General features: G+C 65.4%; 21 protein-coding genes and 2 pseudogenes. 17 read left to right on the top strand and 6 right to left on the bottom strand.

Features of this window, described 5'->3' with window-relative positions; all coding sequences use genetic code 11:
- Window positions 1-3: 3 nt before the first annotated feature.
- The 7 genes from AWC07_RS17935 to AWC07_RS17905 are packed head-to-tail and all read left to right on the top strand — an operon-like array spanning window position 4 to window position 7,841.
- Window positions 4-1,011, top strand: a complete 1,008-nt coding sequence (locus AWC07_RS17935) for a dihydrodipicolinate synthase family protein (protein WP_036416635.1) — start codon at window positions 4-6, stop codon at window positions 1,009-1,011.
- A 33-nt stretch (window positions 1,012-1,044) separates the two neighbouring features.
- Window positions 1,045-1,872, top strand: coding sequence for an enoyl-CoA hydratase (locus AWC07_RS17930; protein WP_036416632.1), 828 nt, complete (start codon window positions 1,045-1,047; stop codon window positions 1,870-1,872).
- Between the two features lie 8 nt (window positions 1,873-1,880).
- Window positions 1,881-3,098 carry an amidohydrolase family protein gene (locus AWC07_RS17925; RefSeq protein ID WP_036416667.1) on the top strand — a complete coding sequence of 406 codons (1,218 nt, stop codon included), beginning with the start codon at window positions 1,881-1,883 and terminating at the stop codon, window positions 3,096-3,098.
- A gap of 7 nt (window positions 3,099-3,105) precedes the next feature.
- A complete protein-coding gene (locus tag AWC07_RS17920; protein ID WP_085105175.1) occupies window positions 3,106-4,725 on the top strand; it encodes an acyl-CoA synthetase in 1,620 nt (539 codons plus the stop codon).
- Window positions 4,722-5,552 carry an amidohydrolase family protein gene (locus AWC07_RS17915; protein ID WP_036418739.1) on the top strand — a complete coding sequence of 277 codons (831 nt, stop codon included), beginning with the start codon at window positions 4,722-4,724 and terminating at the stop codon, window positions 5,550-5,552. Before AWC07_RS17920 ends, AWC07_RS17915 begins: the two co-directional genes overlap by 4 nt.
- Window positions 5,553-5,554: 2 nt before the next feature.
- A complete protein-coding gene (locus AWC07_RS17910; protein ID WP_036418742.1) occupies window positions 5,555-6,619 on the top strand; it encodes an acyl-CoA dehydrogenase family protein in 1,065 nt (354 codons plus the stop codon).
- Between the two features lie 16 nt (window positions 6,620-6,635).
- Window positions 6,636-7,841, top strand: coding sequence for an acyl-CoA dehydrogenase family protein (locus AWC07_RS17905; protein ID WP_036418744.1), 1,206 nt, complete (start codon window positions 6,636-6,638; stop codon window positions 7,839-7,841).
- A 75-nt stretch (window positions 7,842-7,916) separates the two neighbouring features.
- Here the strand turns inward: AWC07_RS17905 and AWC07_RS17900 are convergent, their stop codons facing one another.
- Entirely contained in the window at window positions 7,917-9,413 is a 1,497-nt protein-coding gene (locus AWC07_RS17900) for an acyl-CoA carboxylase subunit beta (protein WP_036418746.1), read from the bottom strand.
- A gap of 44 nt (window positions 9,414-9,457) precedes the next feature.
- Between AWC07_RS17900 and AWC07_RS17895 the strand changes: the two genes are divergently transcribed.
- A complete protein-coding gene (locus tag AWC07_RS17895; RefSeq protein ID WP_036418749.1) occupies window positions 9,458-10,480 on the top strand; it encodes an LLM class F420-dependent oxidoreductase in 1,023 nt (340 codons plus the stop codon).
- Window positions 10,477-11,712, top strand: a complete 1,236-nt coding sequence (locus AWC07_RS17890; RefSeq protein WP_036418751.1) for a cytochrome P450 — start codon at window positions 10,477-10,479, stop codon at window positions 11,710-11,712. Before AWC07_RS17895 ends, AWC07_RS17890 begins: the two co-directional genes overlap by 4 nt.
- 540 nt (window positions 11,713-12,252) lie before the next feature.
- On the opposite strand, the gene AWC07_RS17885 is transcribed toward AWC07_RS17890, so the two are convergent.
- A complete protein-coding gene (locus AWC07_RS17885; protein ID WP_036418049.1) occupies window positions 12,253-13,509 on the bottom strand; it encodes a serine hydrolase domain-containing protein in 1,257 nt (418 codons plus the stop codon).
- Window positions 13,510-13,620: 111 nt separating this feature from the next.
- Here AWC07_RS17885 and AWC07_RS17880 point away from each other — a divergent pair, with 111 nt between their 5' ends.
- The 3 genes from AWC07_RS17880 (at window position 13,621) to AWC07_RS17870 (ending at window position 15,750) form a co-directional block, all read left to right on the top strand.
- Window positions 13,621-14,448 carry an SDR family NAD(P)-dependent oxidoreductase gene (locus tag AWC07_RS17880; protein ID WP_036418048.1) on the top strand — a complete coding sequence of 276 codons (828 nt, stop codon included), beginning with the start codon at window positions 13,621-13,623 and terminating at the stop codon, window positions 14,446-14,448.
- Window positions 14,449-14,530: 82 nt separating this feature from the next.
- Window positions 14,531-14,971, top strand: coding sequence for a VOC family protein (locus AWC07_RS17875; protein WP_036418047.1), 441 nt, complete (start codon window positions 14,531-14,533; stop codon window positions 14,969-14,971).
- Complete coding sequence (locus AWC07_RS17870) at window positions 14,968-15,750, top strand: SDR family NAD(P)-dependent oxidoreductase (RefSeq protein WP_036418045.1); 783 nt, start codon at window positions 14,968-14,970, stop codon at window positions 15,748-15,750. The genes AWC07_RS17875 and AWC07_RS17870 overlap by 4 nt, the downstream gene beginning before the upstream one ends.
- Before the next feature lie 125 nt (window positions 15,751-15,875).
- On the opposite strand, the gene AWC07_RS17865 is transcribed toward AWC07_RS17870, so the two are convergent.
- Window positions 15,876-17,078: a cytochrome P450 gene (locus tag AWC07_RS17865; protein WP_085105174.1), complete on the bottom strand. Its 1,203-nt coding sequence runs from the start codon at window positions 17,076-17,078 to the stop codon at window positions 15,876-15,878.
- A 282-nt stretch (window positions 17,079-17,360) separates the two neighbouring features.
- Between AWC07_RS17865 and AWC07_RS28875 the strand changes: the two genes are divergently transcribed.
- The 3 genes and pseudogenes from AWC07_RS28875 to AWC07_RS17850 form a co-directional block, all read left to right on the top strand.
- The gene (locus AWC07_RS28875; RefSeq protein ID WP_244187629.1) at window positions 17,361-17,525 is read left to right on the top strand and encodes a hypothetical protein; all 165 of its coding nucleotides are present in this window, start codon (window positions 17,361-17,363) and stop codon (window positions 17,523-17,525) included.
- A gap of 8 nt (window positions 17,526-17,533) precedes the next feature.
- Window positions 17,534-17,725, top strand: coding sequence for a hypothetical protein (locus tag AWC07_RS28870; protein WP_036416571.1), 192 nt, complete (start codon window positions 17,534-17,536; stop codon window positions 17,723-17,725).
- Window positions 17,722-17,898, top strand: a pseudogene (locus tag AWC07_RS17850) (alpha/beta hydrolase); the annotation flags it as partial. The gene AWC07_RS28870 and the pseudogene AWC07_RS17850, both read left to right, overlap by 4 nt.
- Before the next feature lie 36 nt (window positions 17,899-17,934).
- Here AWC07_RS17850 and AWC07_RS17845 read toward each other — a convergent pair.
- Window positions 17,935-18,558 (bottom strand): hypothetical protein, encoded by a 624-nt coding sequence (locus AWC07_RS17845; protein WP_425271259.1) that lies wholly within the window; start codon window positions 18,556-18,558, stop codon window positions 17,935-17,937.
- 17 nt (window positions 18,559-18,575) lie between these two features.
- A complete protein-coding gene (locus tag AWC07_RS17840; RefSeq protein WP_036416564.1) occupies window positions 18,576-19,316 on the bottom strand; it encodes a hypothetical protein in 741 nt (246 codons plus the stop codon).
- A gap of 195 nt (window positions 19,317-19,511) precedes the next feature.
- On the opposite strand from AWC07_RS17840, the gene AWC07_RS17835 reads away from it, so the two are divergent.
- On the top strand, window positions 19,512-20,654 hold the full coding sequence (locus AWC07_RS17835; protein ID WP_036416576.1) for an acyl-CoA dehydrogenase family protein: 1,143 nt from the start codon (window positions 19,512-19,514) through the stop codon (window positions 20,652-20,654).
- Window positions 20,651-21,886 carry an acyl-CoA dehydrogenase family protein gene (locus tag AWC07_RS17830; RefSeq protein WP_036416562.1) on the top strand — a complete coding sequence of 412 codons (1,236 nt, stop codon included), beginning with the start codon at window positions 20,651-20,653 and terminating at the stop codon, window positions 21,884-21,886. Before AWC07_RS17835 ends, AWC07_RS17830 begins: the two co-directional genes overlap by 4 nt.
- Here the strand turns inward: AWC07_RS17830 and AWC07_RS17825 are convergent.
- A pseudogene (locus tag AWC07_RS17825) lies at window positions 21,855-22,505 on the bottom strand (MFS transporter); the annotation flags it as partial. The gene AWC07_RS17830 and the pseudogene AWC07_RS17825 overlap by 32 nt on opposite strands.
- Window positions 22,506-22,583 lie beyond the last annotated feature (78 nt).

Raw genomic sequence — 22,583 nt, 5'->3', positions numbered from 1 at the left:
AGCGTGGCAACGGCCGGTGAGGCGCGTGCCTGGGCACGGTACGCGTTACGGGGTATCGGTGACTCGCTGTATACGCCGTTCTGCGGGAACGACGGCGACGACATCGACTGGGATGCCTATCGGACTCTGGTGCGCTACTGCGTCGGTGATCTCGGACATCCGATGCTGTGGTGCACCAGCGGAATCGGAGAATTCTGGTCACTGACCATCGACGAGCGGAAGCGCCTGCTCGAGGTCGCGATCGAAGAAGGGCGTCGCTGCAATCCTGACGTCATCATCCAGGCCTGCACATCGGCGATGACGGCCAAGGACTGCCTGGACTTGACGCTGCACGCCCAGGAGGCGGGCGCCGACATCGCCTATATCCAGACGCCGATGATGGAAACCCACGGCGGTGAAGGCGTGTTGAGATTCTTCAAATACGTTGCCGCACATACTGACATCGCGCTGGGCATGTTCAATTCGCCGTCCTCAGGTTATGTGTTGACGCCGGCCGAGAGTGCGCACATCTACCACGAAGTGCCCGCGGTGTGTGCGACCAAGGAGGGCGCCTTCCGCCCCCAGGCCAGTCGGCTGCTCCACGAACTCGCCCCCGGACTGGTGCTCTGGGAATGCGACAAGACGATCTACCGCGCCGGATGGCTGCGCGCCGGAATCGTCTGTCCGGCACAGCTGGGCACGGCCGGGTATCTGATGGAGACGCCGCAGCGGCGGCTGCTGTCCGAATACTGGGATTTGGTGTTGGGGGACAAGCTCATCGAGGCGATGGACTATGGACGTGATTCGGGTCTGGACCAGTTCGACGTGGACCTCGGTTCGTGGTGGACCTGCTATCCGGGTAGACCCGACTACTTCACCCACTGGGGCGGTGCGTTCAAATACTCGGCGTCGGTGCTGGGTCTGCCGATCGGGTCCTATCCGCATTCCCGGCCGCCCCAGGCCGAGTTGCCGCCCGAGGCCAAGACCCAGATCACGGCTGCCTATCGTCGGCTGGGGCTCATCGATGGCTGACCGCCGCGCCGCGGTGGGGTCGAGGGGACACCGATGAGCAACGATGGCGACGACGCGGTGCTCTACGACGCAACCCCAGGTGGGGTAGCGATCCTCACCTTCAACCGCCCCGATCGCCTCAACGCCTGGGGCCCCGACATCGCCGCGGGGTTCTATGCGGTGCTCGACCGCGCCGAACAGGATCCAGAGATCCGGGTGATCGTGCTGACCGGCCGCGGCCGGGGCTTCTGTGCCGGTGCCTATTTGGGTTCGCCGGATTTGGCGGCGGGATACGGGGCCACGATGGCGGCGGCACGTCAGACCGATCTGGCCGAGTTGGTCGGCGACCGCCCGCCCCATTTCCTGACGACGCTGCGCAAGCCGGTGATCGCCGCGATCAACGGTTCCTGCGCGGGCATCGGTCTGACGCAGGCGCTGATGTGCGACGTTCGATTTGCCGCCGCCGGGGCGAAGTTCGCCGCCGTGTTCGCCCGGCGCGGGCTGATCGCCGAGTTCGGCATCTCCTGGATACTTCCGCGCTTGACAAGCTGGGCGGTCGCACTGGACCTGTTGCTGAGCGGCCGGACGTTTTTGGCCGAAGAGGCCGCAGAGTTGGGTCTGGTCAAGGAAGTCGTCGCGCCCGAGGATTTGATGAAGCGCACTCTCGAGTATGCGGAGGACATCGCCCGCAACTGCTCGCCGGCGTCGATGGCGGTGATCAAGCGTCAGGTCTACGGTGACGCCACTGGCGATGTCATCGAAGCCACTGCCCGCGCCGAAGTTCTGCTGCGCGAGGCGATGCCGAGGCCAGACGTTGTCGAAGGAATCGTGAGTTTCCTGCAGAAGCGGCAACCACGGTTTCCGTCGCTCACATCGGAATGAGGACGATCATGGGGCACTTGAATTACCAGCCGATCGACGTCGACAACCACTACTACGAACCACTGGATGCGTTCACCCGCCATCTGGACAAGCGGTTTCGCCGGCGTGGTGTGCAGATGTTCAGCGACGGCCGCCACACCCAGGCGATCATCGGCGACCGCGTCAACCGATTCATCCCCAATCCGACCTTCGATCCGATCATCGTGCCGGGCTGCCTGGACGTGCTGTTCCGCGGCGAGATTCCCGAGGGCGTCGACCCGGCGTCGCTGATGAAGGTCGAGAAGCTGGAATTGCGGCCGGAGTACCAGCACCGGGACGCACGCGTTGCCGTGCTCGAAAGCCAAGGCATCGAAACGATTCTGGTGTTCCCGACCTTCGGCTGCGGAGTCGAGGAAGCACTCAGGGGTGACATCGAGGCGACGATGGCATCCCTGCATGCCTTCAACCTGTGGCTCGACGAGGATTGGGGTTTCGACCGCCCGGACCATCGCGTCCTTGCCGCGCCGATGATCTCGTTGGCCGACCCCGAAGAAGCGGTCAGAGAAATCGATTTCGTGCTCGCACGCGGTGCACGACTGGTGCATGTGCGTCCGGCGCCGGTTCCTGGTATTCCGAAGAACCGCTCGCTGGGCCACCGCTCGCACGACCCGGCCTGGGCGCGGCTAGCCGAAGCCGGCGTGCCGGTGGCCTTCCACCTGGGCGACAGCGGCTACCTGAAAATCGCTGCGATGTGGGGCGGAAAGGAAACCTTTGAGCCGTTCTCGGCCCCGCCCGACCCGCTGGACAAGATACTCGTCGACGACCGTGCCATCCATGACACCATGGCTTCGCTGATCGTGCACGGTGTTTTCGATCGTCATCCCGCACTCCGGGTCGCCAGCATCGAGAACGGCTCGGAATGGGTGCATCGGCTCGCCAAGCGGCTCAAGAAGCTGGCTAACCAGCATCCGCGCTCGTTTCCTAACGATCCCGTCGATACGTTGCGCGAGCACGTGTGGGTGTCACCGTACTACGAGGAAGATCTCGAGTTGCTGGCCGGCAAGATCGGCGTCGATCGCATTCTGTTCGGATCGGACTGGCCCCACGGCGAAGGTCTGGAGTCACCCCTGTCGTTCACCGGGGAACTCGCCGCGTTCAGCGAAGTCGACACCCGAAAGATCATGCGCGACAACGCCTTGGCCTTCCTCGGCATCACGGTATGCCTCGGTGGCCTCGGAAAGGGCTAGGAAAGTCGTGCCCCAGTGGACTATCGGCGCCGTGCTGGACGCCATCGCGCAGGTCATCCCGGATCGCCAGATGACGGTGTGCGGTCCGCGCCGCAGCACGTTCGCCGAGTCGGCCGCACGAACCAACCGGTTGGCAAACTACCTGCACGGCAACGGCTTCGGAGCCCGCCGACCGCGTGAGTCGCTGCAGCGGTGGGAATGCGGTCAGGACCGGGTTGCCCTGATCATGCACAACGACCTGTATCCCGACATGGTGATCGGCTGCCTCAAGGCGCGCGTCGTGCCGGTCAACGTGAACCACCACTATTCGCCGTGTGAGATCGCTGAGCTGCTCGACTATGTCAAGCCGCGGGGCGTCATCTACCATCGCTCGCTCGGTGCCCGGTTCGCCGAAGTGTTGCCGCCCGACGGGGCCGAGCTACTGATATCCGTCGACGACGCGAGCGGCGCTGCCGAACTGCCGGGCGCGGTTTCGCTCGACGACGCGCTGGCTGCCTGTGGCGATGACCGCACTGTCGTGGGTTCGCCGGACGATCTGATCATGATGTGCACCGGTGGAACGACCGGACGCCCCAAGGGAGTGCTGTGGCGCCAAAGCGATATCTACGTGACGTCGATGGTCGGCGCCGACCACGCAAGCGTCGAAGAGATCCATCAGCTGGTGCGCGCGGGCGGTCCGCCGTGGTTCGCCGTTTCACCTCTCATGCATGCGGCCGGCATGTGGACGGCGTTCGCGGCTCTTCTGCACGGCCGCACCGTCGTCATGTACGACGACCGCGACAAGCTCGACGCGCGGTCGGTCTGGGCGACCGCCCAGCGCGAACGGGTGGGCATGATCACCATGGTCGGCGACGCATACGCCGGGCCGCTGGTCGCCGAGCTGCGGAACCGTACCTACGACCTGTCGTCGGTGCACTCGATCGGCACGGGCGGGGCGGCCACCAACGCGAAATACAAACGGGCACTGATGGAGTTGCTGCCGCAGGCCACCATCATCGAGGGCTACGGCTCGTCGGAGACTGGCAACATGGCATTCGGGTACAGCCGCGACGGAACCGCCAGCGAAACCTTCGAACCCAGAGTCGGCGCTACCGTCGTCTCCGCGGACCGCAGCCGATTCCTGCGGCCCGGCGAGTCCGAGATCGGCTGGGCGGCCAGAATAGGCCGGATTCCACTGGGATACTTCAACGACGCCGAAGCCACCCAACGCACCTTCCCCGAGATCGACGGCCGGCGGGTGGTGATACCGGGTGACCGGGCCTGCCTCGAGAACGACGGAACCATCCGGTTATTCGGCCGCGATTCCCTGGTGGTGAACACCGGCGGCGAGAAAGTGTTCGTCGAAGAGGTCGAAGACGTACTGCGCACACATCCCGGCGTTGCCGATGCCGTGGTGCTAGGACGGCCCAGCGAGCGCTGGGGACAGGAAGTGGTCGCGCTCGTCGCGTTGCGTCCGGATGCCTGCGTGGTTGAACCGGAGCTGTATGCCTTCTGCACCTCGCAGCTCGCGCATTTCAAGGCTCCCAAGGCGTTCCTCTTCGTCGAGCACATCCAGCGTCTGGGCAACGGCAAGCCGAATTATCGGTGGGCCAGAGAGCAAGTGACGCGGCGGGTTCCGGCACCATGACGCACAAAGTGATCGACTGCCTGGTGAACGTCCACTTCGGCGAGGCCGGATCCCAGCCGACCTGGATGCTCAAGGTTCGCGACGACTACTTCAAGGGCCCTGAGTCGATGTTCGAACCGGTCGACCTCTCCGCGCTGCTCGCCGAGATGGACGAGCAGGGGGTGCACAAAGCGATCCTGATGGATTCGCTGGCCAACCCGTCCGCCACCGCGCGCGCGTTCGCCGAAGCCAAGCCTGATCGGTTCGCGCTGGCCATGGGTGGAGTCAACCTGCTGCGTCCGGTCAAGCCGTTGCGCGAACTGAGCGCCATAGTCCGCGACCTGCCCGTCGCGTATGCCGTTGTCGGGCCCAGCTTTTGGGGAGACGGGCAATACCCGCCCAGCGACGCCGTCTACTATCCGCTCTACGCCAAGTGCGCCGAACTCGACCTTCCGCTGTGCGTCAACACCGGCATACCCGGACCGCCGATCCCCGGAGAAGTACAGCATCCGATGCATCTCGACCGAGTGTGCGTGCGGTTTCCGGAGCTGCGGCTGTGCATGATCCACGGCGCCGATCCATGGTGGGACGTGGCGATCCGGCTGCTGCTCAAGTACGCCAACCTGCGGCTGATGACCTCGGCATGGTCGCCCAAGCGGTTGCCGGAAGCTCTGCTGCATTACCTGCGGACCCGGGGCCAGAACAAGGTGATCTTCGCCTCGGACTGGCCGGTATTGCCGATGCGCAGGGTCATACCCGAGGCGCGGACCCTGGACCTGCCGTCCGACGTCCTGCAGAACTACCTCTACAACAACGCCCAAGAGTTCTTCTTCGGTGAGGAGCGCTGACGATGGACCGTTTCGAATTGCGCAGGCTGGACTACAGCTTGTCCGAGGACCATATCGCGTTGCAGTCGGCGTACAACAGGTTCTTCAAGACCCACTGCTCGATCGAAACGGTCCGTGCCGCAGAGCCATCCGGTTTCGACAAGAGCCTGTGGGAGCGGTTGTGCGGGATGGGCGCCACGACGATGGCGCTGCCCGCGTCCGCCGGCGGCGATGGCGCGACGCTGGTCGACCTCACCCTGGTGGCCGAGGAGATCGGCCGCTCGCTGGCGCCGGTCCCGTGGATCGACCATGTCTGCGCGACGCGGCTGTTGGCGCGCCTCGGGATGCTGGATGCCGAAACCGCTGCCCTGGCCAACGGAGAACAGCTCGCGGCGCTCGACCCGCAGATCGACGGTGGGCCGGGCCGGCGGCTGATTCCCGCCGGGTCGATTGTCGGCCGCGTCGTCGTCGTCGACGGCGACCACATCCTGAGCCTGACGTTCGGCACGCAGCCGGCAAGAGTGGACAACATCGGCCGGCTGCCGATGGCCTGGGTTGATCCGGCATCCGCTGACGCCCGGATGGTGGTGGCTCACGGTCCCGAGGCGCTGGCGAATTATCAACGGGCCCTGGATGAATGGCGACTGCTGATGGCCGCGGCGTTGGTTGGCCTGGTCGAGGAGACAATGACGATCGCGGCCGAGTTCGCCAAGACCCGTTACACATTGGGCGTTCCCATCGCTACGCTGCAAGGCATTTCGCACCCGCTGGCCAACATGGCCATCACCGTGCACAGCGGACGCAACCTGGTTCGGCGTGCCGCCTGGTTCTTGGACAACGAACCCGGCGAACGACCGGAACTGGCACCGGCAGCGTTTCTGTTCATGGCCGAAGAAGCCGCCCAAGCCGCCACCATGGCCGTCCACATCCAGGGAGGCCTCGGGGTTTCGGCCGAGGCCGCCGCCACCGCCTATCTGGTGCGGGCCCGCGGATGGCCGCTGGCCGGCGGTGATCCGGGCGTCTGCGCCCGGGGAATTGCCGAGATCGTGGCCGCCCGCGAAACCGCGTCCCGGGCCGCGTGCGTCTAGGAACAGGAGCCCAACGATGGACTTTTCCCTGGTTGAACTTTCCGAAGAGGACCAGGCATTCCGCGACGAGGCCCGCCGCTTCCTGGCCGAGCACGTGACCGACGAGGTCCGCCGTCACGACCGTGAGACGGGCGACAACTTCCATGAGGGTCTGCACCTGAAGTTCGGCGCCGCAGGGTATTTGGCAGCGGAGTGGAAGACGGAATCCGAAGGCGGATTCAGCAGAGTGCGTCGGCGCATCTGGGAGCTGGAGAAGCGGCGGGCACGGGTGCCGTGGGTGACGTGGGGAACGACCGCCATGGTGGCTCGTTCGGTGACGAAGTTCGGCTCGCCCGAGCTCGTCGAGGAGGTATTGCCCGGTGTTTTCAGCGGCCATCTCCGGCTGTGCCTGGGCTACACCGAGCCCGAAGGCGGATCCGACGTCGCCACCTGCAAGACCCGCGCGGTGCGCGACGGCGACGGCTGGGTGATCAACGGTTCGAAGATGTTCACCACCGGCGCGCACAACTGCCAATACGTCTTTCTGATCACCAACACCGACCCGCACGCCCGAAAGCACAAGAGCCTGACCATGTTTCTGGTGCCGCTGGACTCACCGGGCATCGAGATTCAAGGCATCCGCACGGTGGACGGGGACCGGACGAACATCGTCTACTACAGTGACGTGCGCGTCGATGACAAGTATCGGCTGGGTGAGGTGAACGGGGGCTGGACGGTCCTGCGGGAGCCGCTCAACGTCGAGCACGGCGCGGTCGCGCCGGCACCCGACGGGTTGCAGGACACCTCGATCATGATGCACCAGGCCGGCGTCATGGCCGAAGCGGTCGACCGGGTCGCGGCGGCGGTGACCAAGCCCGGTCCCGGCGGGCACCGGCTGCTCGACGATGGGTCGGTGGCATATCGATTGGGCCGCGGTATCGCGCGGGTGGAGGCAGCGCTATCGGCGCCGGGCATCTTCGGGCGAGTGGCCATCGCGCAAACCATGCGTGACATCTCTCCGGACTTGATGGACATTCTGGGGACCCCCGCTGCGTTGCCTTTCGGGGCCGACGGCGCGGCCGATGACGGAGGCGCCGAATACGTCTACCGCTTCGCGCCGTTGGTCGGAATCTACGGCGGCACATTGGAAGTGTTCCGCAACATGATCGCCGAGCACGTTCTCGGCCTGGGCAAGCAGATCCACGCGTCGCCCGCTAACAAGGTTTCCTCGCGCCGAGCGTGAACAGGCTGCGGTGGGCATCGGCGTGTCGTCACAGTAGGTTCACGGTCGGCGCGACGGACGTTCGGCAACACACGGTCACGGCATGATGAGCGTGCGCGTCACCGGTTCCGCGGCGGCCTGCCGGGCCTGGAGGCCGCGCTGCAGCGCGGCCAGCAACGCGTCCCGGGTCTCGCGGGGGTCGATGAGTTCGTCGAAGCCCATATGCTCGGCCGACCGAAACGACGCCTGCAGCTCCGCGTTTCGGAGCTTGGCCGACAACTCCCGGTCGGCGTGTGAGGCGCGGCTGAGCGCCCCAGCACCCATGGCGCCCATGGTCGCGCCCGGATAGGCGAACGTCGCCACCTGGCCGTCGAAGCTGATCAGTCCCATCACCATGGAGCCGAAGCCGTAGGCCTTACGCAATGTCACGTGCAGCTTCAGCGTGGTGGCCGCGGTCTGCGCGGCGAACATCCTTGCCCCGCTGCGCAATACGCCGGCAAGTTCAGACCGGCTGCCGGGCAGCATGCCCGGGTTGTCGGCCAGGAAAACGATTGGCAGGTGGAAGGAGTCGGCCACCATGATGAAGTGTGCGGCCTTGTCGGCGGCGTCGGCGTCGATGGAGCCGGCCAGTACCCGCGGCTGGTTGGCGACGACCGCGACCGGATGCCCCCCGAGGTGGGCGAGGGCGCAGATGATCGCCCGGCCGAAATGTGGTTGTACTTCCAGCCAGTCGGGCGAGTCGAAGACGACGTCGAGCACCGAGCGCATGTCGTAGACGCGGCGGTTGTCCCGCGAGACGATCTCCAGCAACTCCGGCGTGGACCGCGGCCCGGATTCCGAAGAGGCCGGTAGCGACGGCGGATACGACCACGCGCTTGACGGGAAATAGGGCAGGTAGCGGCGAATGGTATCCAGCGCGGCCGCATCGTCGTCGGCGACATTGTGGATGACGCCGCTGGCTAACGCGACGTCCGGACCGCCCAATGCATCTTTCGAAATGTCTTCGCCCGTAGACTCTTTGACCACCGGCGGGCCGGCGGTGAAGATCGCGCCGTGGCGGCTCATGACGGTGAAATCACAGATGGGGGCCACCAGGGCGCCGTGTCCGGCCGAGGCGCCCAGCACCGCGGCCACCGTCGGAACCCGGCCCGAGCACCGCGCCTGGGCGAGCAGGTCGGTCGGGCTGCGTCCGTAATGGGTACCGGTGGGGCGAAACCCGGCGCCTTCGAGCAGCATCACCAGCGCTATCTTGTCGCGCAACGCCAACTCGGCGATACGGTAGCGCTTGGAATTGCTGCCCGGCGCGATGGTTCCGGCCAGCGTCGTGAAGTCCTCGGCGCCCACCATCACCGGGACTCCGTTGATCCGCCCCCAGCCGGTGACGATCGCGTCGGCCGCGACCTCGCCGCCGACGATGGTGCCGAGCTCACGGAACGTGCCCGGGTCGAGCAGGCGTTCGACGCGGGCGCGCGCGTCGAGTTTGCCTAAACCGCGATGCTTGTCGAGTCGCTCCGGCCCACCCATCGCCCGTGCCTGCCGGCGGCGACTGTCGAGGTCCTCGAGTGTCTGCTGCCAATCCTCGGCTTTGGTCATGCGTCTGTCCTACATACTGGATTGCTTACTGTAAAGTCGCTCGCATGGGTAGCGCGCCCCGCCTCAAGGTTGACGGGGGCATTCCCAACCAGCTCGCCCGGGTCGTCGAGGCAGCCGATGCGTTGGAGCGAAACGGATATGACGGCGGCTGGACAGCCGAGACCAGCCACGATCCGTTTCTGCCGCTGCTGCTGGCCGCCGAACACACATCGCGGATCGAACTCGGCACCAACATCGCGGTGGCCTTCGCACGTAATCCGATGACCGTCGCCAACCTGGGCTGGGATCTGCAGAGCTATTCCCAGGGACGGTTCATCCTCGGGCTGGGCACCCAAATACAGGCCCACATCGAGAAGCGATTCAGCATGCCCTGGAGTCACCCGGCGCGCCGGATGCGGGAATTCGTTGCCGCGCTGCACGCGATCTGGTCCGCCTGGCGTGATGGCGGCAAGCTCCGTTTCCAGGGCGAGTTCTACACCCACAAGATCATGACCCCGATGTTCACGCCCGAGCCCCAGCCGTATCCGGCACCGAAAATCTTTCTTGCCGCCGTGGGCGACGCGATGACCGAGATGTGCGGCGAGGTCGCCGACGGCCACCTCGGACACCCGATGGTCTCCCGGCGCTACCTCGATGAGGTGACCATGCCGGGGCTGCTCCGTGGGTTGCAGCGTTCCGGCCGGGACCGCGGAGACTTCGAGGTGTCTGCCGAAGTGATGATCGCGACGGGCGAGAACGACGCGGACCTGGAGACGGCCGTCGCGGCCGTGCGCAAGCGGATCGCCTTCTACGGTTCCACACCGGCCTACCGCAAGGTTCTCGACGTGCACGGCTGGGGAGACCTGCATGCCGATCTGCACCGCCTTTCCCTGCACGGTGAGTGGGACACCATGGGATCTCTGATCGACGACGAAATGCTGCGTGCTTTCGCGGTCGTCGGACCGGTCGGCGGCATCGCCGCCGCGCTTTGCGACCGCTGCGACGGCGTGGTCGACCGGGTGCTGCCGATCTTCTTCGCCGCCTCGCAGGACTGTATTCGAGCCGCGCTGAAGGACTTTCGGCAATGACGGTGCGGACCGTGGACGAGGCCGCCAAGCTACTGGCAGACCCGCTGGCATATACCGATGAACCGCGGTTGCATACGGCGCTGACTCACTTGCGTGCCAGTGCTCCGGTGTCGTGGGTGGAGGTGCCCGACTACCGGCCGTTCTGGGCGATCACCAAACATGCCGACATCATGGACGTCGAGCGCGACAACATGCTGTTCGCCAACTGGCCGCGGCCCGTCTTGGCGACGATAGCGGGCGACGAGCTACAGGCAGCCGCGGGTGTCCGCACGCTCATCCACCTCGACGACCCGCAGCACCGGGTTGTCCGCGCGATCGGCGCGGACTGGTTCCGCCCAAAAGCCATGCGGGCGATGAAGGTTCGCATCGACGAACTGGCCAAGACCTACGTCGACAGGATGGCGGCGGCGGGGCCCGAATGCGATTTTGTGCAGCAGGTCGCGGTCAATTACCCGCTTTACGTGATCATGTCGCTGCTTGGGCTGCCGGAGGCCGACTTCGGCCGGATGCTCACGCTGACCCAGGAGTTGTTCGGCAGCGACGACAGCGAATACCAGCGCGGCACGTCCAGCGAGGACCAGCTGCCCGTGCTGCTGGACATGTTCGCTTACTTCAACGCGGTGACCGCGGCGCGCCGCGAGCATCCGACCGACGATCTCGCATCGGCGATCGCCAACGCCCGCATCGACGGTGAGCCGCTGTCGGACATCGAAACGGTGTCCTACTACCTGATCGTTGCCACCGCCGGGCACGACACCACCAGCGCAACCATCTCCGGCGGCCTGCGGGCACTCATCGACAATCCGGACCAACTGCAGCGGCTGCGCGACGATATCGGTCTCATGCCGCTGGCCACCGAAGAAATGATCCGCTGGGTCACCCCGGTCAAGCACTTCATGCGCACCGCCGCCGCCGACGCCGTCGTCCGCGGAACACCTATCGCGGCAGGCGAATCCGTGCTGCTGTCGTATGCCTCGGCCAATCGGGACGAGGACGTCTTCGTGGAGCCGTTCCGCTTCGACGTGGGACGCGAGCCGAACAAGCATTTGGCCTTCGGCTACGGCGTGCACTTCTGCATGGGTGCCGCACTGGCCCGGATGGAGGTCAGCAGTTTCTTCTCCGAGTTGCTTCCCAGGCTGAAATCCATTGAGCTCTGCGGTGATCCGCAGCTCGTCGCCACCACATTCGTCGGCGGTCTCAAACACCTACCGATCCGATACTCGGTGTCCTGACGCGCGATAGGACGGCGACTGGTCACGTGAGTCACCCGGGCAACCCGGGGGCCGAGGTGTTCCCGGGCAGTTCAAGGTGCCCGCCTTACTCGGAAATTCATGGTGAATCACGAATGCGGGGGTTTAACGATGTGCTTTTGCGCAGCCTTGGATGCCTGGCTCTGTTTCCGGCACACCTTGGCTCTGTTTTCGGCACGCCGATACCGCACCTTCGCTCAAACCGCTGGTGATGGAAGGCGTTCGGGGGATGTTTCACGTGCTCACCGAGTCGGCTGACATACCGCCGTATCGAGTGTGCAGTGTCGGCTTTGAGAGTGTATGCAGGGCGGGAATATCCACGATCGGCCCGCCCTGACGGCACAGTCGAAGCCCTCAGCGCACACTGGGCGCCATCAGCCGCCGACCCAACCGCGCCAGCACGCGATTTCGATCTCCCCACACCGGGGTGCAGCCCCACGACCGCTAGAAGCGACAAACTCGTTTCGCCCCTGCGGGTGTCGCTGAACGGGTGTCGGTGCCAGTACTAGGGACCGAGATTCGCTAGCTGGCCGCCGAGATCTCCTTGATGATCGCCGGGCCGTGATTGTCGGCCAAGACGGCCGGCTTGTCCTTGTTCCAGTAGCCATTGACCAGGATGGCAATGCCAAGCGGCTCCTGGCCGGGGCCGGCGGGCGTGATCCCGATCCAGCAGGAGCAGCCGCCCGCAGAGGTCAGGCCGTCTTTCCAGATGATCTGGGGCGGACCGGTTTCGACCTGCCAAGCCAGGGCCATCTGCGCGGGTCCCAGGGTGTGCTTGCCGCACGTCTCGACCGACAGCGGTGCGGGCCGGACCGTGGTGGCGAGCGCCTGCATCAGGCGCTCCGGTCCGCTGACGGCGCCCAGCTGGGCCAGCAGCCAGGTGTGCAGGTCGGCGGCCGAGGACTTCAGATCCGAAGGGGCAGCCGGCGATACCTCCCGGCCGTTGGGGTAGGCACGCGCCAGCGGTGCGCCGTCAGGCACCGTCGTGCCGGTGTCGGGCATGGCTAGTGGCCCGGTGACCTGATCGCGCAGCACGCCAGCGTACGACGCACCCATGCCCGAGCACCGGTAGGCCGACACGGCGGCGAAGCCCAACGTGATGAATCCGAGGTTGGAGTATTGCCAGCAGCTTCCCGGTTGCGGGCCGCGGTGGGTCCGCCACACGTTGAGCAAACTCGGCGGCGGAGCGGACGGGCTGGTGAGGAACAGGCCGTCACCGTCGGCCGGGCCAGTGGAATCGTGCGCCAGACCCGACGTGTGCTGGGCGAGCATCCTCGGGGTGACCTGCTGCATGGTCTTACTCAGATCTCCGGTGTCGGCGAGATAGGTGCTGAGGTAGCGCTTCAGCCCGGTATCCCAGTCGAAGCAGTCCGGCCGCATCGCTACCCCGGTGGCGAACAGCGCGGCGGTGAAGGTCTTGGTCACCGATCCGATCGAGAAGATCGTTCGTTCGGTGGGCGGGTTCTTCTCGGCCACCGTTCCGTACATGTAGAACGGCTTGAATTCGCCGTTGGGATACGCGAAAGCCACCGCGACGCCGTAGTCGCGTCCCGGGGCTCTGGCTCGCAGGCGGTCGAGCAGCCTCTGGGCGTGATCGCCGATGATCCGATCGACATCGGACTGGGTGAGCCGGACCGGCCTGCCGCGGGTCTCCGGTTTGGCGGTGGTCGTCGGATCGGCGCGGCGCGGGGTGGGGGTCGCGCCGCAGGCGACAAGCGCACCGGCAACACCGACGTGCGTGGCCAGCCGCCCGAACTCGCGGCGAGAAACGGCACCCATTGTTGCCTTTCGTGATCCGTACTCCACAGATGTTCCGGTCGGCAATAAGTCAATGACATTCGGCGCGGTATCGCTACACTCTCGTTGGAGCACGCACGAGGACGCAACAATATGACGCCTAAGACGATTGTCATCACCGGCGCCAGCGACGGCATCGGGGCGGCGGCGGCGCGGCGGCTCAGTCGCATTGGCGAACACGTCGTCGTGGTCGGGCGCTCGGAAGTCAAGACCACCGCAGTGGCCACGGAGCTGGGTGCGGATTACTTCGTGGCCGACTTCGCCGACCTGTCCCAGGTGCGGGCCCTGGCGGACAAGATTCGCTCGGAGTACTCACGCATCGACGTCTTGGCCAACAATGCCGGCGGCATGAGCCGAACGACTCAGTTGACGGCGGACGGCTACGAGAAGACCTACCAGGTCAACTATTTGGCGCCGTTTCTGCTCACCACCCAGCTGCTGACGGTGCTGCTCGATTCTCGCGCGACGGTCATCAATACGACCAGCTCGTCGCAGAAAATGCTGCCCCGAGTGACCATTAGCAGCCTCGAGAACACGGCTCGACATCGGCCCAGCATTGCCTACGCGCTGACCAAATTGGCAATCGTGTTGTTCACCAAGGAATTACATCGCCGCTACCATGGCAGCGGACTGTCGGTCGCAACGTTTCATCCCGGATATGTGAACTCCAACTTCGGCGATGCGTCCGGATCGCGGGTCCTGACCTTCATGAAGCACCACGTGCCGATATCGGCCCGATTCACGGCCACCCCGGAACAGGGAGCCGAACAACTGGTCTGGCTGGCGTCCAGCCGGCCCGGCGTCGATTGGACGTCAGGCGAGTACTACTCCCGGCACAAGATCGCCAAAGCCAACCGCGCGGCGTACGACCCGCGCCTGGCCGGCGAGCTCTGGGAAAGCACGATGGGCAAGCTCGCTTAGCCGCGGCTCCGGCGTTGCGAATGAGCTCCGGGCGCTGTCCCGCCTCAACGACCTGAAATACGGCCAGCTAACATCGAATTTCGTGCTGGGTGTTCATCACGCCGCGATCTGCACCGCCAATGTCGAAAGTTCGCTGCGATTCTGGCGGGACGGTCTCGGGCTGACCGAATTGTTCGACCATACTTTCACCGGTAACTGGCCGGAATTGTTCGGCGCCAAGACCGATCGACTGCGCTCGATCTTTCTGGGTGATCCGCAGATACCCGATTGCGGGATCGTCGAACTGGTGGAGCTGTTCGGTGCCGATGAGGCCCTACCCGCGCCTCGCACGCCGCGGCAAGGCTTCTTCCTGCTGTCGTTGCAGCGCGACGTCGAGGCGACGTTGTCCGCGCTGGCGGCTTTGGGTTTCGCCGACGGGGTACGGCAGATCAGCATGCCGGCTCCGGCCGGCACTACCGTCCCGATGGCGGTCGTCACTGCACCGGACGGCGTTCTGGTCGAGCTGATCGGACCCGCAGCATGAGCGCTACGACCGCCCTGGTGACCGGCGGTGTCTCCGGGATCGGACGAGAAGTCGCCACCCGGCTGCGCGACGCGGGCCACGACGTCGTCGTGTGGGACTTATCCGATGCCGACATCATCTGCGATGTCAGCGATTCCGACGCGGTGGCGGCCGCGATGGCACAAACCGTGCGCGAGCACGGAGTGCCCACCCGGGTGGTCACCTCCGCCGGCGTCGGGTCCTCCGGTCTGTTGCTGAAACAGACACCCGCGGAATGGGAACGCATCTTGGGGGTCAACCTCACCGGCACCTGGCTGACCATCCGTGCGGCTGCCCAAGCCATGATCGACGCCGAAGTGGGAGGTTCGATCGTCGCGGTCTCCAGCATCAGCGGGACCGTCGCCGGCCGCGATATGGGCGCCTACTGCGTGTCCAAGGCCGGGGTGGACATGCTGGTGAAGGTCGCCGCGGTGGAGTGGGGCACCCACGACATCCGGGTCAACGCCGTCGGACCGGGAGTCACACGAACCCCGATGCTGCCCAACCCGGAAGCCTGGCCCGGCTGGGTGGACGGCTTGTCCAGGCGGACGGCCCTGGGCCGCCTGGGCGAGGTCAGCGACGTGGCCGCGGCCATCGTCGGCGTCCTCGAATTACCGTGGGTGACCGGGCAGGTGGTACACGCCGACGGCGGCCTGGCCCTGCACAGCCCGATCGACGCCTATGGCCAAGTCGAGCGGCTGATGCGTCTCAAGCGGCTGAGAGAACTCAGAGACCAGCGGGAGAACGCCAAGAAAGCGTAGCGGACACCGAAATCTATGATGCTGCAGATGATTTCACCATTGTACGATGCCTGACCGCCGATGGTCGCGAACATGGTGGGCAGCCCAAGGCCCCCCGACGTCATGCGGGATCGCGGCCCGGCTCCTCACGCGGCCGGGGTGAACGTGACCGGAAGCTTGTTAGGCGACCGGAACGTCAGCCCGACGATCCTGGATTCCTCACCGGTGCCGTCGTCGGGGACGAAAGTCAGGTCCGTGATCCGGTCGAACAGGCTGTTGAGCATCACCCGCGTCTCCAGCCGGGCCAGATGCATGCCCAGGCACATGTGGATGCCGCCCGCGAAGGCGATGTGTGCATGCCGTGGACGCCGGATGTCGAATGTGTCGGGGTCGGTCCAGCGGGTTTCGTCGCGGTTAGCCGAACCCATACACAGGTCGATCTGCGCATCGGCCGGAATGGTCTTGCCGCCGATGTCGACATCTTCGGTGGTGGTCCGCATGACCATGGTCAACGGGGTTTCCACGCGTAGGCCCTCTTCGATGGCGGTGGGTATCAACGAGCGGTCTTGGCGGACCATCGCCAACTGCTCGGGATGAGTCAGCAGCAGGTACAACAGGTTTCCCGAGGACCGGTACGTGGTCTCCAGCCCGGCCGGCAGCAGCAGGCGCAAGAACGCGATAATGGCCTCGTCGGTGAGCTTTTCGCCGTCAATCTCGGCGGTGACCAGGTCGCCGATGATGTCATTGGTGAGTTTGCGCCGCCGCTGCTCGACCTGGTCGAGAAAATACGCGTGCAGCTCGGCCGCCGCGGTCAACCCGGCCATGATGTCGGTGGGGATCGAGATCAGGTCAAGTGACAGCCGCCGGAACAGGTCGAGGTCCTCCCGGGGCAGCCCCAGCAGTGTCGCGATGATCCGGGTCGGAAACTCGAACGTCAGCGCCTTCACCAGATCGGCATGACCGTCGTGCTTGATTTCGTCGATCAGCTGGTCGCAGACCGGCCCGATCACCGACGGTTCCCAGCGTTCCAGTGCGGTGGCCCGAAAGGCCTTGGCCACCAGGCTACGGTGGTCGTGGTGCTCTTTGCCGCCCATCGCCAAGATGGTGTGGCCCATGACTAATCCGATGGTCTTGTCGTAGTTGGCCGACGTGAAGATGCGGTCGTTGCGAAAGGCTTGAAACACGCCGTCGTAGCCGAACAACACCCATTCGTCGTTGGGCCGCAGTTCTTCGGGCATCTGCTCGTGGTCCATCAGGGCGCCATGCCACACCGGGTCGGTGCGCCTCATGTATTCGAAGAACGGGTAGGGGCTGGTTTGGCCGGTGGTGTCGAGTGTAGGCAGCGTCATCAGCGACCCTCCTGGTACGGAATATCGCTATTATAGTATAGATAGCAATGAAGCCAGGCGGTGGTGGCGGGTGCCGTACCAGGCAGAAGGCGGGGTACACCAGTGCTGCAACGGCGACTCGTGTGCGCCGTCGACGAACTGCCGCCGGGCACCATGAGTACGCCGGAAGTTCGGGGTGGGCGTCTACGACGTCGGCGGTGCGCTGTATGCCATCGTCAATTACTGTCCGCACGAGGGCGTCAGCGCCCAGACACCGGAGCAGGCGCCCGCGAGGTCGAGCGGATGGAGCGGATGTGGCCCCGCCACGGCGACCTTCCGCATGTGCGCCGGCGCCCGTCGGAGTATGTGCGCGAACACGTCCGGCTCACCACCCAGCCGCTCGAAGACGCCGACACCGTAGAGTTTCGCCAGTATCTGGACATGATGGACCTGGGGCCGACAATCTGATGTTCTCTATGGACTACCCGCACTGGAGCTACGACTCCCCGGCGTATGCGATCAACCGGTTCCTCCCCGACCAGCGGGAGCGGATCATGCGCGGCAACGCGACCGCACTCTACGGGCTGCCCGCGACCGTCAAGGCACTGCCCGGAGAACCACTCCGCGACGGTGTCGTCGACGCTGAGCCAGGAGTCGAGTCATCATGACTCAAACGAATCTCGCACGGCCACAAGGCCTTAGCCGTATCGACCCGGCACTGCGAGACACCGCCGCGGCGCTGGGGGTCGTCGAATTCAGCGCCGAGACGTTGAGCGCCGAGCGGCAGCAAGCCGACCGGGTCGCCGCCGAGCGAGCCGCGGCGGCCGAGGCCGCGGGCCTCGGCGGGGTGAGCATCTAGACGTGACCTAGACGCGACCTAGACGGGGTTGAACTTGGTGATCAGCCACTTGCCGCCGACCTGGGTCACGCTCACCAGCACGCTGCTGGGCTTGATCGTCGGTTCGGGGTTGTCCTTGGTGGTGGTGCTCTGGTCGATGAAAACCAGCACGACGGCCGAACCGGGATGCAGCTCCGACACCGCAGCGCGCATCACCTTGGCGGTGGTCTTCAGCGCTTTCTGCTTGGCCCCCATAACCACGAACTGCTGCGTGAATTGGTTGTAGTAGTCCAGGAAATCCCCGCCGAGGTGTGTCCTGGCGGCGGCGATGTCCTTGTCGAGCGTGTCGGACGAATACGACAGCAGTGCGACAGTGCCGTCGGAGGCCGCGCTGACCGCAGCTCGCGCGACGCCGGGGCCGATCTGTTGATCGGGCCGGTACAGCTTGGCGTACAGCCAGGCGGTGACGCCGCCGGAGACCAGAATGAGCACGATCAGAATCACCGGGACCGGTTTCAGATTGATCTTTCTGCGCCATAAGTCCTGCGCCCAGCCACGCGCCGGTGCGGGGGAGTCGTCATCCGGTGCTTCGTCGTCCCACTCGTCACTCGCCGGAATCACGGAGGTCGCCGAATCGTCGAATTCGCTCTCGGCGCCGCCGATGTCACGCACATGATCGGTCACGGTACAAACTCAACCTTCGACATCTTGTACTGCCCGTCCTCCTCGGTCACGGTCACCTTCAGCCTCCACTCACGTGGTTCCTCTTTGCCGTTTCCGCCGTTGGTGACCCGCGATGTCGCCGAGACGAGCACTAAAGCGGTGTTCCCATCCATGGATTCGACGGCTGTGGCGGTGACCGTTCCTTCCGTCACGACTTTGGACTGCTCGACAACCTTGGTGAAATCGGCTGCCCGCTGCTGGAATTCGTCCTTGAACTCGCCCGTGGAACTGTCGATCACCCGCTGGACGTCTTCCTTGGCTTTCCGGAAATCCAGGGAAATCATATTGACGATGCCCTTTTTGGCCCCGTTGGCGAACGCCTCGGAGCGTTCGTGGCGCTGCGTGGTCTGGTGGTGCTGCCACACCATGATTCCGCTGAGCGCGGCGAAGGCGCAGATGATGACCACCGCGGCGGCCTTGGCGAGTCCGGCCAGCGCGACGCGCAACCACCGCCAGGACCGGCTTCGTGGAGCGGCCGCCTCGACGTCCTGGTCTGCGACCTCGTCTGTCTCGTCGCCTGTCTCGTCGTCTGTCTCATCGCCGCCGGCTGCGACAAACTCGTCATAGTCGACGTACTCGTACTCGGCGTCGCTGTACTCGGCATCGTCTTCTTCGGGGGCATCGGCTTGTGCGGCCCACGCCCTCACCTCGGGTTGCGAATTCGCCGAGCCCGAGTGCGGTTCGGTTGCGTCAGCCATTGCGGTTACAGCCCGTGGCCATCATTATCGACTGAACTCCGGTATCTCTTACGGTATCGCCCATTGCTAACATCAGAGTCGCCACCGAACTCCGCTCCAGCGAGGACCGATTAGGCGGATGATCAGCCACCCGAGCTTTCCCACCGACGTCCTTTGCGGCGGCGAAGGACGGCCCAGGAGAGTACGGGCGGCATGATGACCGCTGTCGACTCTCCCGAAAACATACTCTTTACCTCCACTACCCACGCATTTCTACAAAAAGAAGCCTCGTTGCGCCATGTCCGGGAGTTGCATGCCGCGGGTGTGTCGTTTCACCCGCAGTGGTGGCAGCGGGCCGCTGAGCTGGGCTGGACGGCGCTGCTCGTTCCCGAGGAATTGGGCGGCGGCAGCGTCTCGGGCAATGGTGTCGAGGATCTGGCCATGGTCGCCGAGCAGCTGGGCAAGACGGTGGCGCCCGGCCCGTTGTATCCGGTCAGCACCGTGCTGGCGGGGTTGGTCGACTGCGCCGACCGGCACGCGCACGCCGAGGTGATCGCGTCGGTGATGTCTGGCGAAGCGGTGGCCTCATGGGCGGTCTCGGAACCGGGCCGGGGCTGGTCACCGCTGGATCCGGCGGTCACGGCCACACCCGTCGACTCCGGATACCGCATCGAGGGCGCCAAAGACCAGGTGGAAGCCGGTGCCCAGAGCACGCTGCTGCTGGTGGTCGCGCGGTGCGGTGATGAGGTCCGCCAGTTCCTGGTGCCGGCGGATGCTCCCGGAGTGCGGATTGCGCCGCAGCAGTCGCTGGACCTGGTCAAGCAGTACGCGAGGGTGGATTTCGACGGCGTCGTGGTGGCCGAGTCGGCGACGGTCGGCACCGCCGCCGAGACAGCCGGGCTGATCGATCGGCAAAGTCAGATCGCTCAAGTACTGCAGTGCGCCGAGGTGGTCGGCATCCTGCAAACGGTCTTCGACTTCACTGTGCAGTGGGCGCTGGATCGCCACACGTTCGGACGTCCGCTGGCGTCCTACCAAGCGCTCAAACACAAGTTCGCCGACATGAAGCTGTGGCTGGAGGCCTGCCGCGCCACCACGGCCGCCGCGGTGAAAGCGGTTGGCGCGCGCTCGCCGTCGGCGGGCCGGGCGGCCAGTGTCGCGAAGTCCTATGTCGGCGAGATGGCGGGACAGATCGTTCAGGGTTGCGTGCAGATGCACGGCGGCATCGGCATCACCTGGGAGCATGATCTGCACCTGTACCTGAGGCGAGTGACGTTGTACCGCGCCATGTTCGGCACGCCGGAGGAACACAATCGCCGGGTGTACGCGATGGAAGCCGAAGCGAAGGCGACTCGATGACGCCGACCCAGTCCGTTGCTGAATTCGCCGCCCGGGCCCGAGCATGGCTGGCCGACAACATGCCACCCGTCGACCCGATGTCACCGCCTGCGGCGCCGCGCGACGACGAACGCTCCTGGCAGCGGGCCCGAGAACTGCAAAAGCGGCTCTACAAAGGAGGATTCGCCGGGATCTGCTTCCCCCGCGAGTACGGTGGCCAGGGTCTACCGTACGAATACCAACGGGCGTTCGACGAGGAATCCCGGTGCTACGAGATGCCGTTGATCCTCAACACCCCTACGTTCACCATCTGCTGTGCCACGCTGCTCGATACCGGCAGTGAGGAGCAGAAGAAGACTCACATCGGGGCGGCGTTGCGCGGCGACGAGGTGCTGGTGCAACTGCTCTCGGAGCCCAGCGGCGGATCGGATCTGGCGGGCGTCCTGACCCGCGCCGAGCGACACGGTGACCGATGGGTGATCGACGGCGCCAAGACCTGGAGCACCAGCGCGTTCGCCGCCGACTACGGACTGTGTCTGGCCCGCACCGACTGGGAGGTGCCCAAACACGAGGGGCTGACGATGTTCCTGGTGCCCATCGATCACCCCGGAATCACGTTGCGCCGGATCACCCAGGTGAACGGCTCGTCGGAGTTCTGCGAGGAATTTCTCGACGGGGTGGACATCGGTGAGGATGCGGTGGTCGGCGAGGTGAACAACGGCTGGGCCGTGGCATCACGACAGCTCTATCACGAGCGCCGGGCGGTCGGGATGGGCTCGGAGTTCGCCAGCGGCGGTGGCAGCGAGGGCGGTCACACGACCCCGGTCGACTACGCCGAACTCGCTCGGCAGGCCGGCCGGGCCGACAGTGATTGGGTACGGGAGACGGCCGGCCGGGCGTTGGTGCACCGCGCGGTCGCCGAGCAGCTGATCGAGCACGTATACCGAAGCGTCAGCGATGGCACGCTGCCGCCTGCCGGTGGAACGCTGATCAGGCTCTTCCACGCCGAGACGGTGATGTGTGAGATGGACACCGCGCTGGCGATCGCCGGAGCCGCCGGTGTGGTGGGGCAACCCGGCGAGGGCCTGCAGGCCGGACTGCGCTACCTTGCGCGGCAGTCGGTCGCCATCGGCGGCGGAACAACCGAGATGGCGCGCAACGTCATCGGTGAGCGGGTGCTGAACTTCCCGCGGGAATACGCCGCCGACCGCGGGGTGCCGTTCAGACAGGTACGGCACGGCCAGGCACGTTGATCTTCGCGTCGTGCCGGTATAGCCCCGTCGCGGCGATTAGTCCGACGAGAATCAGTGCGGCCCATACGAGTTCGTCGGTGTCGAGACGGTGTTCGGTGCCCAGCAGCGCCCCGATCGCGAAATTGCCGGCCAGGATCCCGACTCCGATGATGGTGTTGTAGAAGCCATAGTGGGTCGCCACCAATCGCTCGCTGGACAGCGACACCACGATGTGCATCTCGAAGGGAAACACTGCTGCGGAGGCGACGGCCAGCAGGGCCGCCGCAGCGAGTAACGCCGCGACGGCCGCCGGAGTGCCTAACCGCTGCGAGTTGGGGATGGCGGCGAGCGGCGCAAACGATGCTGCCATCAGTGCCACCCCGATGTACACACTGCGCCCCGGCCGCCATCGTGCCGAGAACCATCGGGTGATGCGCAGCTGGCCGACCACCGCAACCAGGCCTGACGTGCCGAAAAGTGCTGCCACCAATTGTGCTTGGGAGTGTGGCGCCACCACTGAGGCCTGCGCGGGAAGCATGAGATAAATCTGGGAGGACAGCAGATAGGAGCCGGTCATCGTGGCGGCGAACCGTAAGAACGACCTATTGCCCGCAACCGCCCGCCAGTCCGAGATGATCGACTGTCATTTGCCACCGGGAAGGGACCACTGGTTTGCCACCAGCTAGGGACCACCTGTTTGGCTCAGCGAGCATGATGT

It is taken from the genome of Mycobacterium gastri (assembly GCF_002102175.1).
In the GTDB taxonomy this organism is placed as follows: domain Bacteria; phylum Actinomycetota; class Actinomycetes; order Mycobacteriales; family Mycobacteriaceae; genus Mycobacterium; species Mycobacterium gastri.
The sequence above is the reverse complement of the archived record's forward strand: the minus strand, read 5'-3'. Positions and strand labels throughout refer to the sequence as shown.

Coding starts and splice junctions, on each gene's coding strand:
- AWC07_RS17930 (WP_036416632.1), top strand. CDS start 1,045: ATGAGCAACGATGGCGACGACGCGGTGCTCTACGACGCAACCCCAGGT.
- AWC07_RS17925 (WP_036416667.1), top strand. CDS start 1,881: ATGGGGCACTTGAATTACCAGCCGATCGACGTCGACAACCACTACTAC.
- AWC07_RS17915 (WP_036418739.1), top strand. CDS start 4,722: ATGACGCACAAAGTGATCGACTGCCTGGTGAACGTCCACTTCGGCGAG.
- AWC07_RS17910 (WP_036418742.1), top strand. CDS start 5,555: ATGGACCGTTTCGAATTGCGCAGGCTGGACTACAGCTTGTCCGAGGAC.
- AWC07_RS17905 (WP_036418744.1), top strand. CDS start 6,636: ATGGACTTTTCCCTGGTTGAACTTTCCGAAGAGGACCAGGCATTCCGC.
- AWC07_RS17900 (WP_036418746.1), bottom strand. CDS start 9,413: ATGACCAAAGCCGAGGATTGGCAGCAGACACTCGAGGACCTCGACAGT.
- AWC07_RS17895 (WP_036418749.1), top strand. CDS start 9,458: ATGGGTAGCGCGCCCCGCCTCAAGGTTGACGGGGGCATTCCCAACCAG.
- AWC07_RS17890 (WP_036418751.1), top strand. CDS start 10,477: ATGACGGTGCGGACCGTGGACGAGGCCGCCAAGCTACTGGCAGACCCG.
- AWC07_RS17885 (WP_036418049.1), bottom strand. CDS start 13,509: ATGGGTGCCGTTTCTCGCCGCGAGTTCGGGCGGCTGGCCACGCACGTC.
- AWC07_RS17880 (WP_036418048.1), top strand. CDS start 13,621: ATGACGCCTAAGACGATTGTCATCACCGGCGCCAGCGACGGCATCGGG.
- AWC07_RS17870 (WP_036418045.1), top strand. CDS start 14,968: ATGAGCGCTACGACCGCCCTGGTGACCGGCGGTGTCTCCGGGATCGGA.
- AWC07_RS17865 (WP_085105174.1), bottom strand. CDS start 17,078: ATGACGCTGCCTACACTCGACACCACCGGCCAAACCAGCCCCTACCCG.
- AWC07_RS28875 (WP_244187629.1), top strand. CDS start 17,361: ATGGAGCGGATGTGGCCCCGCCACGGCGACCTTCCGCATGTGCGCCGG.
- AWC07_RS28870 (WP_036416571.1), top strand. CDS start 17,534: ATGGACTACCCGCACTGGAGCTACGACTCCCCGGCGTATGCGATCAAC.
- AWC07_RS17840 (WP_036416564.1), bottom strand. CDS start 19,316: ATGGCTGACGCAACCGAACCGCACTCGGGCTCGGCGAATTCGCAACCC.
- AWC07_RS17835 (WP_036416576.1), top strand. CDS start 19,512: ATGACCGCTGTCGACTCTCCCGAAAACATACTCTTTACCTCCACTACC.
- AWC07_RS17830 (WP_036416562.1), top strand. CDS start 20,651: ATGACGCCGACCCAGTCCGTTGCTGAATTCGCCGCCCGGGCCCGAGCA.